The sequence below is a fragment of the Tropicimonas sp. IMCC34043 genome, from assembly GCF_003390845.1.
Classification (GTDB): domain Bacteria; phylum Pseudomonadota; class Alphaproteobacteria; order Rhodobacterales; family Rhodobacteraceae; genus Tropicimonas.
The window spans coordinates 124,926-140,961 of record NZ_QMEK01000003.1; the positions used below are offsets into that span (position 1 = coordinate 124,926).

15 protein-coding genes and 1 pseudogene are annotated in these 16,036 nt (G+C 66.0%); 1 reads left to right on the forward strand and 15 read right to left on the reverse strand.

Going from position 1 to position 16,036, the window contains the following annotated elements; translation table 11 throughout:
* Nucleotides 1-171: 171 nt before the first annotated feature.
* Nucleotides 172-318, reverse strand: a pseudogene (locus DQG17_RS13085) (transposase); the annotation flags it as partial.
* Between the two features lie 254 nt (nt 319-572).
* Between DQG17_RS13085 and DQG17_RS13090 the strand changes: the two are divergent.
* Complete coding sequence (locus DQG17_RS13090) at nt 573-1,232, forward strand: HAD family phosphatase (protein WP_116133299.1); 660 nt, start codon at nt 573-575, stop codon at nt 1,230-1,232.
* A 265-nt stretch (nt 1,233-1,497) separates the two neighbouring features.
* On the opposite strand, the gene DQG17_RS13095 is transcribed toward DQG17_RS13090, so the two are convergent.
* From DQG17_RS13095 to DQG17_RS13160, 14 genes are all read right to left on the reverse strand, one after another.
* Nucleotides 1,498-3,063: an acyl-CoA dehydrogenase family protein gene (locus DQG17_RS13095; protein ID WP_116133300.1), complete on the reverse strand. Its 1,566-nt coding sequence runs from the start codon at nt 3,061-3,063 to the stop codon at nt 1,498-1,500.
* Nucleotides 3,060-3,932, reverse strand: coding sequence for an amidohydrolase family protein (locus DQG17_RS13100; protein ID WP_116133301.1), 873 nt, complete (start codon nt 3,930-3,932; stop codon nt 3,060-3,062). The genes DQG17_RS13095 and DQG17_RS13100 overlap by 4 nt, the downstream gene beginning before the upstream one ends.
* Before the next feature lie 11 nt (nt 3,933-3,943).
* Nucleotides 3,944-5,818 (reverse strand): feruloyl-CoA synthase, encoded by a 1,875-nt coding sequence (locus tag DQG17_RS13105; protein WP_116133302.1) that lies wholly within the window; start codon nt 5,816-5,818, stop codon nt 3,944-3,946.
* A gap of 22 nt (nt 5,819-5,840) precedes the next feature.
* Nucleotides 5,841-6,611, reverse strand: coding sequence for a crotonase/enoyl-CoA hydratase family protein (locus tag DQG17_RS13110; protein WP_116133303.1), 771 nt, complete (start codon nt 6,609-6,611; stop codon nt 5,841-5,843).
* A gap of 7 nt (nt 6,612-6,618) precedes the next feature.
* Nucleotides 6,619-7,386 carry an SDR family NAD(P)-dependent oxidoreductase gene (locus DQG17_RS13115; protein WP_116133304.1) on the reverse strand — a complete coding sequence of 256 codons (768 nt, stop codon included), beginning with the start codon at nt 7,384-7,386 and terminating at the stop codon, nt 6,619-6,621.
* A 13-nt stretch (nt 7,387-7,399) separates the two neighbouring features.
* Nucleotides 7,400-8,680: a TRAP transporter large permease gene (locus tag DQG17_RS13120; protein WP_116133305.1), complete on the reverse strand. Its 1,281-nt coding sequence runs from the start codon at nt 8,678-8,680 to the stop codon at nt 7,400-7,402.
* The gene (locus DQG17_RS13125) at nt 8,680-9,219 is read right to left on the reverse strand and encodes a TRAP transporter small permease (protein ID WP_116133306.1); all 540 of its coding nucleotides are present in this window, start codon (nt 9,217-9,219) and stop codon (nt 8,680-8,682) included. The genes DQG17_RS13120 and DQG17_RS13125 overlap by 1 nt, the downstream gene beginning before the upstream one ends.
* 51 nt (nt 9,220-9,270) lie before the next feature.
* A complete protein-coding gene (locus DQG17_RS13130; protein ID WP_116133307.1) occupies nt 9,271-10,374 on the reverse strand; it encodes a C4-dicarboxylate TRAP transporter substrate-binding protein in 1,104 nt (367 codons plus the stop codon).
* 49 nt (nt 10,375-10,423) lie between these two features.
* The gene (locus DQG17_RS13135; RefSeq protein WP_232829439.1) at nt 10,424-10,906 is read right to left on the reverse strand and encodes a MarR family winged helix-turn-helix transcriptional regulator; all 483 of its coding nucleotides are present in this window, start codon (nt 10,904-10,906) and stop codon (nt 10,424-10,426) included.
* Between the two features lie 120 nt (nt 10,907-11,026).
* Nucleotides 11,027-12,346 carry a TRAP transporter large permease gene (locus tag DQG17_RS13140; protein WP_116133308.1) on the reverse strand — a complete coding sequence of 440 codons (1,320 nt, stop codon included), beginning with the start codon at nt 12,344-12,346 and terminating at the stop codon, nt 11,027-11,029.
* Nucleotides 12,343-12,861: a TRAP transporter small permease gene (locus tag DQG17_RS13145; RefSeq protein WP_232829440.1), complete on the reverse strand. Its 519-nt coding sequence runs from the start codon at nt 12,859-12,861 to the stop codon at nt 12,343-12,345. Before DQG17_RS13145 ends, DQG17_RS13140 begins: the two co-directional genes overlap by 4 nt.
* Before the next feature lie 17 nt (nt 12,862-12,878).
* Nucleotides 12,879-13,901 carry a TRAP transporter substrate-binding protein gene (locus DQG17_RS13150; RefSeq protein WP_116133309.1) on the reverse strand — a complete coding sequence of 341 codons (1,023 nt, stop codon included), beginning with the start codon at nt 13,899-13,901 and terminating at the stop codon, nt 12,879-12,881.
* A complete protein-coding gene (locus DQG17_RS13155) occupies nt 13,898-15,205 on the reverse strand; it encodes an adenylosuccinate lyase family protein (RefSeq protein WP_116133310.1) in 1,308 nt (435 codons plus the stop codon). Before DQG17_RS13155 ends, DQG17_RS13150 begins: the two co-directional genes overlap by 4 nt.
* Nucleotides 15,202-16,035: a 3-keto-5-aminohexanoate cleavage protein gene (locus DQG17_RS13160; RefSeq protein ID WP_116133311.1), complete on the reverse strand. Its 834-nt coding sequence runs from the start codon at nt 16,033-16,035 to the stop codon at nt 15,202-15,204. The genes DQG17_RS13155 and DQG17_RS13160 overlap by 4 nt, the downstream gene beginning before the upstream one ends.
* Between the last annotated feature and the right edge of the window lies 1 nt (nt 16,036).

A 16,036-nucleotide genomic window follows, 5' to 3' on the forward strand; every position in this document is an offset into this window, starting at 1 on the left:
GACCTCCTCGCCACCAAGAGAAATTGGACAGGATGTTTGCCGAAGCCGGCGCGATCGAGACCGGTTAAGAATCGCAGGCGAAACGCGGCGTCTTGCCATGACGCTCCTGCGTCGACCGGTTCCAGATCTCGCGAAGGCGCACTTCGAAGCCCGATGGAGCGTCAGGTCCGAAAGCAAGCCGCCATATTTCTTCTTCCAGTTGAAGTAGGTCGCCTGACGGATCCCGGCCTTGCGGCAGATCTCCGCGACCGGCGTTCCCTGGTCCCCCTGCTTCAAGACGAACGCCTTCAGCGCGTCCGTGAACTTCGATGCCGTCATCCGTTTTCGGTCCTCTCCCAGCCAGGGGAGTCCAGCGGAAAACTCCAGCTTCAAACGATCCAGTTTTCAGGGGGCAGAGCAGCCCGCCCGTGCCGCCGCGGCACCACCCGCTCCCGCACGGCGGCCTTGCGCAAACGGACGGGTGCAACTCCGGACTGTCGGCGCTATCAAGGCCGCGGCAAGACCGGCCGCCGACCCGGCTGGAACGCCCGGCCCCGACATCGCGATGGCGCGACCTATCCGGAAGAAAGCAGATGACGACAGCCCTCCTCTTCGACCTCGACGGAACCCTGATCGATTCGGATCCGCTGCATTCCGCAGTCTTCGCCGACATGTTCGCGGCCCGCGGCGTGACCATCGACTTCGACTATTACCGCACCCACATGCACGGCAGGCTGAACGTCGACATCTTCGGCGATCTCTGTCCGGACGAGGACGCCGTGGCGCTGAGCAGGGCCAAGGAGAGCGAATATCGCCGCCGGCTCGGCCCCGGCCATCCGACGCTGCCGGGTGCGCTGGCGCTGCTCGATCTGGCGGACGCGCAGGGCTGGCGAACCGCCGTCGTTACCAATGCGCCGCGGATCAATGGCGAGGTGGTGTTGAAGGCGCTGGGGATCGCGGACCGGATCGAGACGCTGGTGATCGGCGAGGAATGCGTCCGTGGCAAGCCCGACCCCGCCCCCTATGCCGAGGGGCTGCGCCGACTCGGGGCGGATCCCGCCCGCTCGCTCGCCTTCGAGGACAGCCCCGCGGGGATCCGCTCGGCCGTGGCGGCGGGGCTGAAGACCATTGGCATCCGCACGCTTCTGGACGATGCCGCACTGCGCGCCGCCGGCGCCACGGCCACCATCACCGACTATACCGACCCTGCGCTTGTCCCCTACCTCGACCCTCTCAAGCTGCAGGCCGGATAGCTGGCGCCGGTCTTGGGCGCCGCGCGCAAATAGCCCGAGCGCGCGAACTGCCAGTGGCCATCGCCAGTCGCGGCCCGGGCCCTTCGGACCGGTTTGATGCGGCGGCCGCAGCAGGCCCGCGCGGGTGGTTCAACGGTAGGACGGCAACCACATTCGCGGCTCGACTGCGCCAAGAATGCCGGCATCGGGTCAACGAGGGCAGAGGGGATCGGCGTCGTGCTTGCGCCGGGTCGATACCGATCCCGCTATCCCCCGCCCCGTCGACCTATCGGGGTCGGGCTGTTTCCCCACTCACAAGAGCGCCGAGACGTTGCAGCCGGGCGGCATCGGGGGCGGCCTCGGCGGCCTGAAGGATCCGCGCCCAGGCTGCGCGATAGGCAAGCTCGCAGGTCTGTTCCATGAACTCATGCGCCGCGGTGGCGGGATCGGCGTTTGCCTCGGTCAGCCGGTGCGCTTCGGCCTCCCAGATCTCGGCTGCCGGTACCATCGCGGGGCCGCTTGCGCGCAGGAACTCCGCAAAGGCCCGCGCACCGGCGCCGCCGTTCATGGCAAGCGACCGCGTGGCCGTCGTCCGGGCGTGAATGCCGTTCGTGCCCTCGTAGACCGCGCAGATCCGGGCATCGCGCCAGTTCTGCTCGGCGCCGTATTCGCGCAGATAGCCGTAGCCACCCATCACCTGGATCGCCAGATCGGCGGCACGGATCCCGGCCTCGGTGCAGAAATACTTGGCAACTGGGGTCATGAAGGCGACGAAATCGGGATCGGTGCCAAGCTCTTGCGCCACAAGGGTGATATGGCACAGCGCGCGGCCGCCAAGCGCCAGCGCATCGCAGGTGTCGATCATGCGCGCGACGTCGGGGTGGCGGTCGATGGTCACGGGCTGCCCGGCCGCGTCCCGGCCCTGATTGCGCTCGGCCGCATAGCGGCGGGCCAGATCGGCCGCGCGGGCAGCATGGGCGACGCCTTGCAGCGCGACGTCGAGCCGGGCGTGGTTCATCATCGCGAACATCACGCGCAGGCCGCCGCCTTCCTCGCCCACCAATTCCCCCTCGGCACCGTCAAAGGCAAGCTGACAGGTGGGCGAGGCGTGCAGGCCGAGCTTCTCCTCGATGCGCGTGACCGAGACCCGGTTGCGCCGCCCGTCGGGCAGATCCATCGGGCAGGCAAACAGGCTGAGCCCCTTCACGCCCTCGGAGGCCTCGCCGGTGCGGGCCAGCACCAGATGCAGGATGCTCTCGCTCATGTCATGATCGCCGCCCGAGATGAAGATCTTCTCGCCCTCGATCCGCCAACGGTCGCCGTCGCGCACAGCGCGGGTCCGGATTGCCGACAGGTCGGATCCCGCACCGGGTTCGGTCAGCGCCATGGTCGATAGCCAGCGCCCGTCGGCCAGCGGCGGAATGAAGGCGGCCTTCTGCGCCTCGGTCGCAAAGCGGCGCAGCAAGGCGATGGCGCCCGGCGCCAGCGAGGTGACCATCTGCAGCGAGTGATTGGCCCCGGTAAAGACCTCGCTGACCGCGGCCAGAATGGCGCCGCCAAGACCCTGGCCGCCGTATTCCTCGGGCGCGGCCAGCCCCTGCCATCCCTGTTCCGCCAGTTCGCGATAGAGATCGGGAAAGCCCCTGGGCATCTTGACCCGGCCCTCTTCCAGCCGGCAGCCCTCGGCATCGCCACTCGGGTCAAGGGGCGCGATCCGCGCTTCCGCAAAGGTGGCGAAATGGCCGAGGATCTCGCCTGCCAGTTCGTCGTCCCAGTCGGGAAGCCGTCCGGCCCCCGCGACATGGCGCAGCGAGAACAGGATGTCGTCGGTGGGGGCATGAAACGCGCTCATGACACCCCCAGCAGCCGCATGGCGTTTTCCTTCAGGATCAGCGGGCGAACATCGTCGCGGAAATCGGCCTTGTCGAAGGCATCGAGCCACTTTTCCGGTGCGATCATCGGCCAGTCCGACCCGAACAGCATCTTCTTTTTCAGCATCGTGTTGGCGTACTGGACAAGGATCTTCGGGAAATACTTCGGCGACCAGCCCGACAAGTCGATATAGACGTTGGGCTTGTGCTGGGCGACCGACAGCGCCTCTTCCTGCCAGGGAAAGGAGGGGTGGGCGAGGATGATCGGCATGTCGGGAAAATCGACCGCAACATCGTCGATATACATCGGATTGGAGTATTTCAGCCGCATCCCGTTGCCGCCCCGCATTCCCGAACCGACGCCGGTCTGCCCGGTGTGGAACAATGCGGGCTTGCCGGTTTCGGCAATCGCTTCGTAGAGCGGATAGGCCATGCGGTCGTTGGGAAAGAACCCCTGCATGGTCGGATGAAACTTGAACCCCTGAACCCCGTGGTTTTCCACCAGATCGCGGGCCTGTCGGGCGCCAAGCCGGCCCTTGGCGGGGTCGATCGAGGCGAAGGGGATCAGGATGTCGGCGTGTTCCGCCACCAGATCGGCAACCTCGTAGTTGTCATAGCGCCGATAGCCGGTCTCGCGTTCGGAATCGACCGGGAAGATCACTGCGGCAATGTTGGTTGCGCGAAAATGCGCGGCGGTTTCGGGAATCGTCGGCGGATGCGACCACGGCGCCCCGAAGTACTTTGCCATCGTGCTTTGCAGGTCATCATAGCCGTCGTCGGCATGGCAACCGCAGGATTCCTCGGCATGGGTGTGAAAATCGATCGCGCGGACCGACGAAAAATCGACCATTTCAGCCTCCCTCAGACGCGGATCAGCGCCGGGTCTTCGTTGTCGTAAAGCCGCTCCAGCAGATCGGCACGGCGGGTCAGGATCTTCTTGATGTTGAGCGAGCCCTTGTCGGTAATCTCGTGATCCTTCAGCGAGGGCGGTTCCGCCAGCACCATGGCACGGGTGATCCGCTTGGCCGAGCCGGAGACATGGGCGTTCAACGACCGCAGCCGCTCCTCGATCCGCGCCATCAGATGCGCGTCGGTGATCGCGCCGCGGGTGACCTCGCCCTCGGCGGCGGCACCGGCGGTGGGGAAGATGAACAGCCCGATCTCGCCACGATCATGGCCGCAGACGACGACCTCGCTCGCGATCCCGGAAAGCCCCTTCAGGGCGTTTTCGCGCAGCTTGCCCGCCTGCACCCAGGTGCCTGTCTCCAGCTTGAAATCCTCGGACACACGACCGTCAAAGACGAGGCCGCGGTTGGCATTCTCCGGATCGACAAAGCGCACCGCATCGCCGGTGATGAAGAAGCCCTCGTCGTCGAAGGCGGCGGCGGTTCGTTCGGGATCGTTGAAATAGCCCGCCATCACGTTCGGCCCCTTCACCCGGATCTCGCAGCGCATCTCGGCATCGGGGATCAGCTTGACCGTCACGCCGGGCACCGGCACGCCGATGACGCCCGACCGCCCGATGGGCTCGTGCACGATGACACAGGCGGGCGCCGTTTCGGTCAGCCCCCAGCTCGAGATCATCAGCGGCAGGCCGCCGCGCGCCTCGAAGCAATAGCGTTCCAGCCCCTCCCAGACGTCCTGCGGCAGCGAGGCGCCGGCATAGAACAGCAACTGCTGTTCCTTGAAGATATGGCGCCGCAGGTCCGGCTTGTCGGCCAGCGCCTCGACAATCATCTTCCAGCCGACGGGCACGTTGAAGGCGAGCGTTCCGGGCCGGTCGGTCCGGTTCTTCAGCGTCGTTGCAAAGGCGGGTCCGGTCGGCTTGCCGTTGTCGATGGTCAGCGTGCCGCCATGGGACAGCATCATGTTGACGTTGTGGCTGCCCCCGAAGACGTGGTTCCAGGGCAGCCAGTCGGTGATCCGCGGCGCATGGTCGGCCAGAAACGGCAGTGCCGCGGCAAGCTGGGCCTGATTGACGCACATCATCCGATGCGTGGTCAACACGCCTTTCGGGTCGGAACTCGACCCCGAGGTGAACAGGATTTTCGCCAGCGTATCGGGGCCGACCGCGGCATGGGCGGCATCGAGGTCGACGCCCGCGCTGCCCTTCAGCAATTCGCTGAACGGCGTGATCGGCCGCGGCGCATCGCCCCTGACCGCCACGACCTCGACCCCGTTCAGTTCCGGCAGGCAGAGCGCATCGGCATAGCGGCCGGCATCGTCGACAAAGGCAAGCCGCGGCTTCACCTTGTCCAGCACATAGGTCAGGCGCGCGTGGGCCTCGGCGATCAGCGAATATTGCTCGGCCAGCGGGACCACCGGCACGCCCACATATTGCGCGGCCAGCGACAGGATCAGGTGATCGAGCCCGTTGCCCGACAGGATCGCGATGGTGTCGTCCTGCCCCAGCCCGCGGCCGACAAGCGCGGCCGCAACCGCGCGAACCTGTTCCAGAAGCTCGGCATAGGTGACATTGCGCCAGCCCATGCCAGCGACCGGGCGTTCCGAAACGGCGATCCGATAGGGCGCCTTTTCGGCCCATTCATGCAGCCAGGCGCCGGTGTTCGCCACCGGCTCGGGCAGGTCATAGCCCGACCGCAAAAGGATGCTGCCATCGGCGCGGTCCTCGCGCAGCACCTTGTGCGGCAGGAACTGCGTCAGCGTGTGGCGCTGCGCCCAGTCGGCGCGGGCCTCGACCCCGGCAGGGGCCGCCTCGATTTCGAATGTCGCCATGTCTACTCCCCCCCTCGGGATCTCAGCGGAATGTCGGCGCGCGCTTTTCCAGGAATGCCCGCAGCCCTTCCTCGGCATCGGGTGTGGTCTGGACCAGTGCGGCGGCAAGGCTTTCGGTGAACAGCCCGTCGGCGCGGGACATGTCGTCGATCCGCGACAGCGCGTTCACCATGAAATAATTCGACATCGGCGCGTTTCCGGCGACCTGCCGGGCGAGCTTGCGCGCCAGCGGCAGTGCCTCGCCTTCGCCGACGGTATAATGCGCAAGGCCAAGCCGCAGGCCTTCCTCGGCATCGTATTTGCGCCCCGTCAACATCATCTCGACCATCCGGTCGGGGCCGAGGATCCGGCCCACCCGCACCGTCGCCCCGCCGCCGACGAAGATGCCGCGCCGGCCCTCGGGCAACTGGAAGATGACCGAGGGTTCGGCGATGCGGACATGGGTTGCGGTGGCCAGTTCAAGCCCGCCGCCGATCACCGCGCCGGTCATGGCGCTGATCGTGACCGGCCCGCCGAACTGGATCATGTCCATGACCCGGTGCCAGTTGCGCGAGTGATAGACGCCGTCCTCGGCGCTGCGCGACACATGCTCGGCGAGATCGAGGCCCGAGCAGTAGTGCCCGCCGCGGCCGTGCAGGATTACCACGCGAACCTCTTTCGGCAGGGTCGCATAGAAATGTTCGATCTCGGCCAGCAGCCCGTCGGACATGGCGTTGCGCTTGTCCTCGCGGATCAGCTCCAGCTCGGCGATCTGGCCGTCATAGGTGGCCTCGGAATAGGTGCTTTTCAACATGCGTGCCTCACTTCGGTGCCAGCCTGACCGCACTGTCGATGCGGATGACTTCTCCGTTCAGGATTGGGTTCTCGACGATCTGCTGGACCAGCATCGCGAATTCGTCGGGCCGGCCCATCCGCGAGGGAAAGGGCAGGCCGGATTCAAGCGCCGCGCGAACTTCGGGGGTCAGCCCGGCGCTCATCGCGGTTTCGAACAGCCCCGGCGCGATGGTCATCACGCGGATGCCGAACCGCGCCAGTTCGCGCGCGGCGGGCAGGGTCAGCGACGCGACGCCACCCTTCGAGGCCGCATAGGCCGCCTGGCCGATCTGGCCGTCCTGCCAGGCAACCGAGGCGGTGTTGACGATGATGCCGCGGGCGCCGTCGGCATCGACCGGTTCGAGCGCCGCCATCGCCCGCGCGGCGACGCTGAGCACGGTATAGGTGCCGATCAGGTTGACGCCGACCGTGCGCGCAAAGACGTCGATCGACAGGCTGCCGTCGCGCGGCAGGATGCGCGCCGCGGTGCCGATGCCGGCACAGTTCACGACAATCCGGGGCGCCGAGCCAAGTTCGGCTGCGGCACGTCCGAACGCCGCCTCGACCGCCTCGGCGTCGGTCACGTCGGCTGCGAGCGCAAGCCCGCCGATCTCGTTCGCGACACTTGCCGCGGCCTCGGCGCTGCGGTCGACGACCGCCACGCGCGCCCCACAGGCGGCCAGCCGCCGCGCCGTTGCGGCACCCAGTCCGCTGCCGCCGCCGGTGACCAGTGCGGTCAGGTTGGCAATGTCCATGTTTCTGTTCTCCCTAGAAAAAGCCGCGCGTCAGCATCATCGCGCCAACCAATGCAAGATCGGCTGCAAGGAACGGCAGGATCCCGGCAAAGACCTGTTCCAGCCGCACATAGTCGCGCGCGACCGAGTGGATGACGAAGACATTCAGCCCGACCGGCGGCGTGATCATGCCGATCTCGAGCAACTTGGCGACGAGGATGCCGAACCAGACCTTGTCGACGCCGTGGGTGACGACCAGCGGCAGGAACAGCGGCAATGTCAGCAGGAGCGCGCCAATGGGTTCAAGGAACATGCCGAGCGCCAGATAGATCAGCGCGATCAGCAGCAGCAGGCCGGGGGTGCCAAGCCCGAGGCCCTCGACCAGCGCGCCGATCTCGTGCGAGACCCCCGACATTGCGACAAGCCGCGTGAACAGGTTGGCGCCGATGGCGATGATGAACAGCGCGCCCGAGGACAGCAGTGTGTCGACAAGGCTTTCACGGAATCCGCTCCAGCTGAGCGAACGGCGCACCAGCCCGATGATCAGCGCCATGAAGGCCCCGACCGCCCCGGCCTCGGTCGCGGTGAAGATGCCGCCGAAGAGCCCGCCCATGACCACGGTTATGAGCAGAAGGACCGGCCAGATCTCCAGCGTCTTGGCCCAGCGGTCGCCCATCGAATAGGGCTCGGCGCGGGGCAGGCGGTCCGGCGCGCGCAGCCAGATGGCGAAGACGGCGAGGATGTAGAAAAACAGCGAGGCAAGGCCGATCATCAACCCGCCCGCGAACAGCGCGTTGATCGAGGTGTTCGACTGGATCCCGAACAGGATCAGGATGATCGAGGGCGGGATCAGTGCGCCGATTGTCCCCCCCGCCGCGACCGATCCGGTGGCGATGCGCATGTCATAGCCCTGGCGATGCATCTCGGGGATCGCGATGCGCCCGACCGCGGCCGAACAGGCAACCGAGGATCCCGAAACCGCGGCAAATCCGCTGGCACCGGCAAGCGAGGCAATCGCGAGCCCCCCTGGCAACCAGCCCCACCAGACCCTTGCCGCCTCGAACAGGCCGCGCGTCAACCCCGAATGATAGGCGAGATAGCCCATCAGCAGGAACATCGGGATCGAGCTGAGCGTCCAGCTGGCCGAAGAGGTATAGGGGATGGTCGACAGCATGCTCATCGCCGCCCGCGAGCCCGCGATGCCCCAGATGCCGACGAACGACACGAAGATCAGGCTGAAGCCGATGGGCACCCGCAGCCCGATCAGCACGAGCATTCCGGCAAGGGCGAGAACGCCGATCGTGATCGGTTCCATCATTTGGTCTCCAGAAGGTGAGAGTCGATTTCCGCCAGCGGATCATGGTTGTTTTCGGCGAAACGGCCGGTCAGCACCTCGACGATGCGAATACCCAGCACCATCGTCATCAGCCAGAAAGCGACGGGCGGGATCCAGAAGCTGAGCCAGGTCGGGAATTGCACCGTGCCGACCTCGACATAGGCGCGACGTGCGGTCTGGCGCAGGGCCTCGCCGGTCGATCCATAGGCGAGCAGCACGAAGACGATGAGGCCGACGGTGAAACCGAAGAACAGCATGATCCTGCGCGGGGTCCCGCGGACGCCATCGGTGAAGATCGTGGCTTCGATATGGCGGCGGTGGACCTCGGTCATGGCCAGCGGCAGCACGCTGATCGCCACCATGTAGTAGCGGCCGACCAGTTCGGTTGTCGCGGGAAACCCCGCACCGAGGACGCTGCGCATGAAGACGTCGAGGACGACCTGCAGCATCATGGCCAGAAGAACCATCGAGACCAGCACGATGCTGACCCGGCTTATCCATTTTTCCAGAGTCTTCATCTCACCCCTCCTCCGGGCAAGGCACCCCGCCTTTGGCGGGGCGCGCAGGGGTCAGAGGCCGTAGGCGCTCATGTCGAGCTTGGCGAAGATCTCGTCATAGCGAAGCTCCGAGACCTGCTCATAGGTCATGTCCTCGCTGATCAGGCCTTCCCATTTCTCGATCAGCGCGATGTAGCGGTCGATCTTGGCCTGGGCGTCGGCCACGCCGCGATCGCTCAGGATGCCGGCGGCCGCTGCCAGCCGCTCTTCGTTATAGGCGGCCTTTGCCGCAGCGAGGGTTTCGTCCATCTCGATGAACTCGATCCCCTCGACGTCGCGGGCGGCGTTGGCGTCGCGCAGGAAGGCGTAAAGCCCCTTGGTGATGCCGTATTGGGTGGCGCGCGCCAGCGCGGCGCGATCCTCGGGCGACATCCGGAACCACAGAAGCTGGCTGACCCCGCCGTCGGCGGCGCCGTTGAAGACGCCTTCTTCGATCTCGGTGACATAGTTCACCACGTCGCCAAGGCGGTTCGCGATGATTTCGTGATTGCCGCTGAAGGTGCCGTCGATGACGCCCTGGCTGAGCGATTCAAACAGTTCCGACGAGGGGATCTGTGTCGCCTCGCCGCCCATTGCGGCGACGAACCCGGCATAAAGCGGTGATCCGGTGCGGATGCGCATCCCCTTGAGGTCCGCGACGCTGCGCACCGGCTTCGTGGTCAGCAGGTTGTAGGGCGGGGTTGCATCGGTGCCGAGATAGACCTGTCCGTTGCGGGCAAACTCGGCCTGGCATTCGGCGCAGGTGGCGACGTAATCAGTCACCGCCGCGGAAATCACCAGATTGTTCGATCCAAGGATCGACAGCTCGGACGGCAGCGCCGCATCGGGGAACTCGGCCGGAAAATAGGGCATCAGCAGCGTGCCCATTTCGGTCACGCCATCGCGCAGCCCCGCGCTCATCTCGTTCGGCGCGACAAGGCCCGAGGGCGTGTCCTGCAGGTCCCAACGGCCATCGGTGAATTCCTGAAGCCGGACGCCGATTTCCGGAAAGACGTCGGTCGCCAACACATGGGACGGACCAAAGCCGCTGGTCGCCCGGATCGTATCTGCGCCAGCCATCGCGCCGGCAGCAGTCAACGCGCCGGCCAGGGCCAGCGTGGAAAGTCTGTTAATCATGTCTTCCTCCCTTGAAGTCGCCGCACTCCCGTTTCGCGGCGCAGATGACCTAGTCGGTCGTGGTCGTTTCTATCCTGTTCACCAGTCGGACCAGAAGTTGCCGTTCATCGGCACTCAGCCCGCGCAGCAGATGGCTTTCGGCACGGTGGATGGCCTCCACGGCCTTGTCGTGAAGGCGCCTGCCGCGCACCGTTGCGGTCAGGGAATAGCGGCGTCGATCGGTCTTCATCTGGGCCCGGCTGATCAGATTGCGGGTCTCGAGCTCGTCGAGGATGACGACGATGTTCGACCGCTCCATGCTGAGCTGTGCGGCGAGCGCCGAGGGCGCGATGCCGGGATTGGCAAGGATCACCGAAAGGCAGCTGAACGACGGGATCCGCAGATCAAGCTCGGCAAGAGCCGCCTGGGTTGCCGGGTTCAGCACCATATAGGCCCGCTTGAGGTTATAGCCGAGGAATTCCCGGATCGTGCCTTCGCTCAACTCTTCCGAGCCAACCTCCCCGACGGTCTGATCCGGCTTTCGATTGTCCACGGCGATTCCACCCTCTCCACCTCCTAGGTGTACCACAGCCTATATGGTTATCAAATATAATTATTTAGAATAACCATATTTGCACGATGGGGGGAGGGCGCACGCGGTCTGGCGCCGGGGTCATCCCAGCAGGTGGACCAGCCACAGCGACAGGAACGGGAAGGCGATCAGCAGGGCGATGCGGATGAAGTCGCTGACAAGGAAGGGAAGGACCCCGCGAAAGCTCTCGGACATCGGAACGTCCCGGGCGATGCCGTTGATGACAAAGACGTTCATGCCGACAGGTGGCGTGATCAACCCGACCTCGACCACCACGACGGCGAGGATGCCGAACCAGATCAGCGTGTCTTCTCCCGACATGCCGAAATCGAGGCCCGCGATGATCGGATAGAAGATCGGGATGGTCAGCAGCAGCATGGACATCGAATCCATCACGCAGCCCATCGCCATGTAGAGCAGCAGCATCGCCAGGAGCACCAGCATCGGCGACAGACCCGAGTCCGAAATCATCTGCGCGGCCAGCACCGGGGTCCGGGTCTGGGCGAGGAAGGCGTTGAACATCTCGGCGCCGAGAAGGATCAGGAAGATCATGGCCGAGGTCATGGCCGTGCCCCGCAGGCAGGCCATCAGGCCATTCAGGCGCATGCCGCCGTGCAGGATCGCCAGCACGCCGGCGCCAAAGGCCCCGACCGCCGCCGCCTCGGTCGGCGTGAACCAGCCGCGATACATGCCGACAATGACCAGAAGGAAGATCAGGATGATCGACCAGGTCTCGCGCAGGGCCATCAGCTTTTCGCGCCGGTCGGCGCGCGGCCCGGCCGGCCCCGCCTCGGGATGGCGGCGCACGAACACGGCCACCGCCACCATATATCCAAGTGCCGCCAGAACGCCGGGGACCATGGCGGCGACGAACATCTTGGCGATGCTCTGTTCGGCCATCAACGCATAGAGCACAAGGATCACCGATGGCGGGATCAGGATGCCAAGCGTGCCGCCCGCCGCCAGCGCGCCGGTCGCAAGCCCGCCGGAATAATTATAGCGCTTCATTTCGGGCAGGGCGACCTGGGCCATGGTGGCGGCCGTGGCAAGCGAGGAGCCGCAGATCGCGCCGAAGGCCGCGCAGCCGCCGATCGAGGCCATGGCAAGCCCGCCGCGCCGATGCCCGAGGAAGGCGGCTGCCGTGCGGAACAATGCGCGGCTCATGCCGGCATGGGTCGCGAATTCGCCCATCAGGACGAACAGCGGAATGACCGACAGCGAATAGGTGGAGAACTGATAGTAGCTCGAAGTCTTGAGATAGGCCAAAAGCGGCATCCAGCCATTGGTCAGGCCATAGCCGACGATCCCGACGCTCAGCATCGCGACGGCAATCGGAACCCGGATCGCCATCAGGGCGAGCAGCGCTGCAAAGCCGGCGAGGCCGGCGGCGATTCCAGTCATGACAGGGCTTTCCGAATGTGGCCCTGCATGGTCGCAGCACAGGTAAGGGCCAGAAGTGCGACCGCGGGGAGGATGATGACGAAGCTCCACCAGAGCGGGATCCGCAGCACCATGGATTGTTCGCCATAGTCCCGAAGGTCGAGGCCGCCATGAAACAGCCGCCAGCACATCAGCACCGCGATCGCGAGATAGAGAAGGTCGCCCACCGCCTCCAGCCAGTGGTTGGTGCGGGGGCGCAGGTTGATGGTGAAGAAGTCGACCAGCACGTTGCCGCTGCGGATCTGGCACCACGGCAGAAAACAGAAGATGGCAATGGCGCAGCCGATTTCGACCAGTTCGAAATCGCCGGAAATGGGGGCGCCCGTGACCGTCCGCAGGGTGACACTGGTCACCGTCAACAGCATCATCGCCAACAGCACGATGCCGCCCAGCCCGGCGAAAAGCCCGCACAGCTGCGTCAGCCAGCGCGGCACCGGCAGCGGATAGGTCTTTTCGGTGGAGTTGGGGTCGGTCACGGAAGCCTCCTTCTCTCTCAGTCCTGCTGTACGGCCAGCATCGCCCGGGCATCGTCGAGCATCGCCTGACCGTCCATGCCGTCGGCGTCCATCTGCTTGACCCAGGCGTCGACGACGGGCTGTGTCGCCTCGACCCAGGGCGCCAGCGATTCTTCGGGGATGATCGCGATGGTGGCCCCGGCATCGATTGCCGCCTGACGTTCGCGCACCTCGGCCGCATCAAAGGCGGGGCCTGCCAGTGCGGCGAGTGCCGCACCCGAATTGTCGTCGATCACCTTCTTCAGATCGTCGGGCAGCTTGTCATAGGCGCGCTTGTTCATCACCAGCGCCATGACCGAGGTCGACATGCCGCCGTTTTCGGACCCGATCTCGGTGTGGTCCTTGACGATCTCCTCGATCCGGAGCGATCCGAAGACCTCCCACGGGATCACCGCGCCGTCGATGACGCCGGTGCTCAGCGCCTGCGGCACTTCGGGAACCGGCATGCCGACGGCAGTGGCACCGAGCGCATTCAGCCCGTCGGTCATGGTCCGCGAGGGTGCCCGGATCTTCAGCCCCTTGAGGTCGGACAACTCGTTGACCGGCTTGCCGGCGGTGTGGATCTTGTAGGCGGCCGGTGCATGGATCAGCAGCGGGTGGACCTGCCGCAGTTCGTCGCCCAGGTACTTGGCCTGGAATTCCTGCAAGGCGTTGGTCGTCTCGGTGGCCGTGCCCGCCATGAACGGCAGTTCGAACACCTCGGAGACGGGGAACCGCCCGGGGGTATAGCCCAGAAGCGTCCAGGCGACGTCGACAATGCCGTCGCGCGCCTGATCGAACAGTTGCGGCGGCCGCCCGCCAAGCTGCATCGCCGGATAGATCTGAACGTCGATCCGTCCGCCCGATTGTTCCTCGACGGCCTTTTCCCAGGGCTCCAGAACGCCGGTCTGGATCGGGGCATCGGCAGACAGGAAATGGTGCACCTTCAGCACCACCTCCTGCGCCATGACGGATGTCGTCAGTCCGAGTGTTGCGGCGAGCGCCGCGATTGCGGTCTTCATGTCTTGTCCTCCCTTGAAGGTTTGCCCGCGTCAGCCTGCCTTGCGGCCTCCCCGGTCTGACGTGCGGGTCTCAGTCGTTCGGTCCAGTCGCCTCCGGGCGCCAGCGCGTCGAGCGCTTGCGCAAGGGTCCGATCCGGCGTTTCGGCCACGGCACGCAGCGCCTCGGCCACGAGGCGTTGCGCCTCGGCGCGCGGCATCTGCCGGCTCAGGGCAAAGGTTGCGGCCTCGGCCATCATGGCGCCGCGGTCGGCGGCGAAGGTCGCGGCGATCCGTTCGGGGCGGGGCACAAGCGTTGTCGCCAGATCGAGGCCGATGCGCAGCGCCGCGCCGGTGCGGACCACCATCTGCGGCAGCACCGCCCATTCGAGGCCAAGCGCCGCGCCGTCGCGTTCCTGGGCATGGATCATTGCCTGATGCAGCGTGCCCGTGTCGCCCGCGTTCAGCCGCGCCAGCGTCACCAGCGCCTCGGCCGCCACCGGGTTCGATTTCTGCGGCATGGTCGAGGAACCGCCGCCGGTTCCCGCCGCGACCTCGGCGATCTCGGACTGTCCGAGCAGGATCAGATCGATCCCGATCTTGCCGAGCGAGCCGGTGACAAGGGCAAGCCAGCCGCCGAGTTCGGCGATGGCGTCGCGGGTGGCGTGCCAGGGGATCTCGGGCGCGCTCAGGCCAAGCGCGTCTGCCAGTGCCCGGCGGACCTCGTCCGTCGATGGCGACAGCGCGGCCCCCGTGCCCGCCGCCCCATGAAACGAGACATTGAAAAGACGCGGGCGCAGTTCATCCAGACGCTGAAGGTGCCGGCCAAGCGGCGCCCGCCAGACCGCGATCTTGGCGCCTAGCGTCGTCGGCGCGGCAATCTGAAAGCGGGTCCGTGCCGGGATCGGCTGATCGGCAAAGGCCGCAGATTTTTCGGCCAGCATGGCATCGAGCGCGCCAAGCCTTTCGGCCATCACTTCAAGTGCCGTGCGCAGTTGCAGAACCAGCGCGCTGTCCTGGATGTCTTGCGATGTGGCACCGAAATGGACCCAGTCGGCGTGCGGGCCGCAGGCCGACCGCAGCGCCGTGACAAGCGCCTGTGCCGGGATCCCGGCACGCGCGGTACCCGGCTCGAGTGCCGCGGCATCGGGGTGCAGATCGGCGGCAACCCCAGCAATCGCCTTGGCGGCCTCGGGTGGAATGATCCCGAGCCGCCCCTCGACCCGCGCCAACGCCGCCTCGACCCGCAACATCGCCGCAATCTGCGCGGCGTCGCCCATGATCCGGGCCAGGTCGCTGTCGCCGAGAAGGCCGTCGAGAAGGCTCATGGCGTGGGCAGCCCGAGAATGCTGCGCGCCTCGGCCACCGTGGCGACGGGCCGGTCGTATTTCTGGCAAAGCTCCACCGCCCGCGCGACCAGCGCCGCGTTCGAGGGCGCCAGCCTGTCGCGGTCGAGCCTGACGTTGTCCTCGAGCCCGGTGCGGGCATGGCCGCCCGACGAAATCGCCCAGTCGTTCATGACGATCTGGTTCGAACCGATCCCGGCCGCGCACCAGGGCGCGTCCTCGCCGAACAGACGCTTGACGGTATGGATGTAGAAATCGAACACCTCCCGGTCGACCGGCATCGCGTTCTTCACGCCCATCACGAACTGGACATAGGGCGTATCGGGGATGCGCCCGTCGGCATGCATCTGTGCCGCCTGAAAGATATGCGACAGATCGAAGGCCTCGATCTCGGGCTTGACGCCACAGGTCACCATCTCGGCCGCAAGCCAGTCGACCAGATCGGGCGGATTCTCATAGACGCGGGTCGGAAAGTTGTTCGACCCGACCGACAAGGAGGCCATGTCGGGCCGAAGCGGCAGCATGCCGCCCCGCGCCTGACCCGCCCCGGATCGTCCACCGGTCGACAACTGGACGATCATGCCGGGGCAGGCCTTTTCGATCCCTTCCTTCAGCGCGGCAAAGCGATCGGGATCGCTGGTGGGGCGCCCTGCATCGTCGCGCACGTGGCAATGCGCGATGCGTGCGCCGGCCTCGAAGGCCGCTTGGGTCGATTCCACCTGTTCCGTGACAGTGATCGGCACCGCCGGGTTGTTTTCCTTGGTCGGAAGCGAGCCCGTGATGGCCACGCAGATGATGCAGGGTTTGGTCATT

Coding starts and splice junctions, on each gene's coding strand:
- DQG17_RS13090 (WP_116133299.1), top strand. CDS start 573: ATGACGACAGCCCTCCTCTTCGACCTCGACGGAACCCTGATCGATTCG.
- DQG17_RS13095 (WP_116133300.1), bottom strand. CDS start 3,063: ATGAGCGCGTTTCATGCCCCCACCGACGACATCCTGTTCTCGCTGCGC.
- DQG17_RS13100 (WP_116133301.1), bottom strand. CDS start 3,932: ATGGTCGATTTTTCGTCGGTCCGCGCGATCGATTTTCACACCCATGCC.
- DQG17_RS13105 (WP_116133302.1), bottom strand. CDS start 5,818: ATGGCGACATTCGAAATCGAGGCGGCCCCTGCCGGGGTCGAGGCCCGC.
- DQG17_RS13110 (WP_116133303.1), bottom strand. CDS start 6,611: ATGTTGAAAAGCACCTATTCCGAGGCCACCTATGACGGCCAGATCGCC.
- DQG17_RS13115 (WP_116133304.1), bottom strand. CDS start 7,386: ATGGACATTGCCAACCTGACCGCACTGGTCACCGGCGGCGGCAGCGGA.
- DQG17_RS13120 (WP_116133305.1), bottom strand. CDS start 8,680: ATGGAACCGATCACGATCGGCGTTCTCGCCCTTGCCGGAATGCTCGTG.
- DQG17_RS13125 (WP_116133306.1), bottom strand. CDS start 9,219: ATGAAGACTCTGGAAAAATGGATAAGCCGGGTCAGCATCGTGCTGGTC.
- DQG17_RS13130 (WP_116133307.1), bottom strand. CDS start 10,374: ATGATTAACAGACTTTCCACGCTGGCCCTGGCCGGCGCGTTGACTGCT.
- DQG17_RS13140 (WP_116133308.1), bottom strand. CDS start 12,346: ATGACTGGAATCGCCGCCGGCCTCGCCGGCTTTGCAGCGCTGCTCGCC.
- DQG17_RS13150 (WP_116133309.1), bottom strand. CDS start 13,901: ATGAAGACCGCAATCGCGGCGCTCGCCGCAACACTCGGACTGACGACA.
- DQG17_RS13155 (WP_116133310.1), bottom strand. CDS start 15,205: ATGAGCCTTCTCGACGGCCTTCTCGGCGACAGCGACCTGGCCCGGATC.
- DQG17_RS13160 (WP_116133311.1), bottom strand. CDS start 16,035: ATGACCAAACCCTGCATCATCTGCGTGGCCATCACGGGCTCGCTTCCG.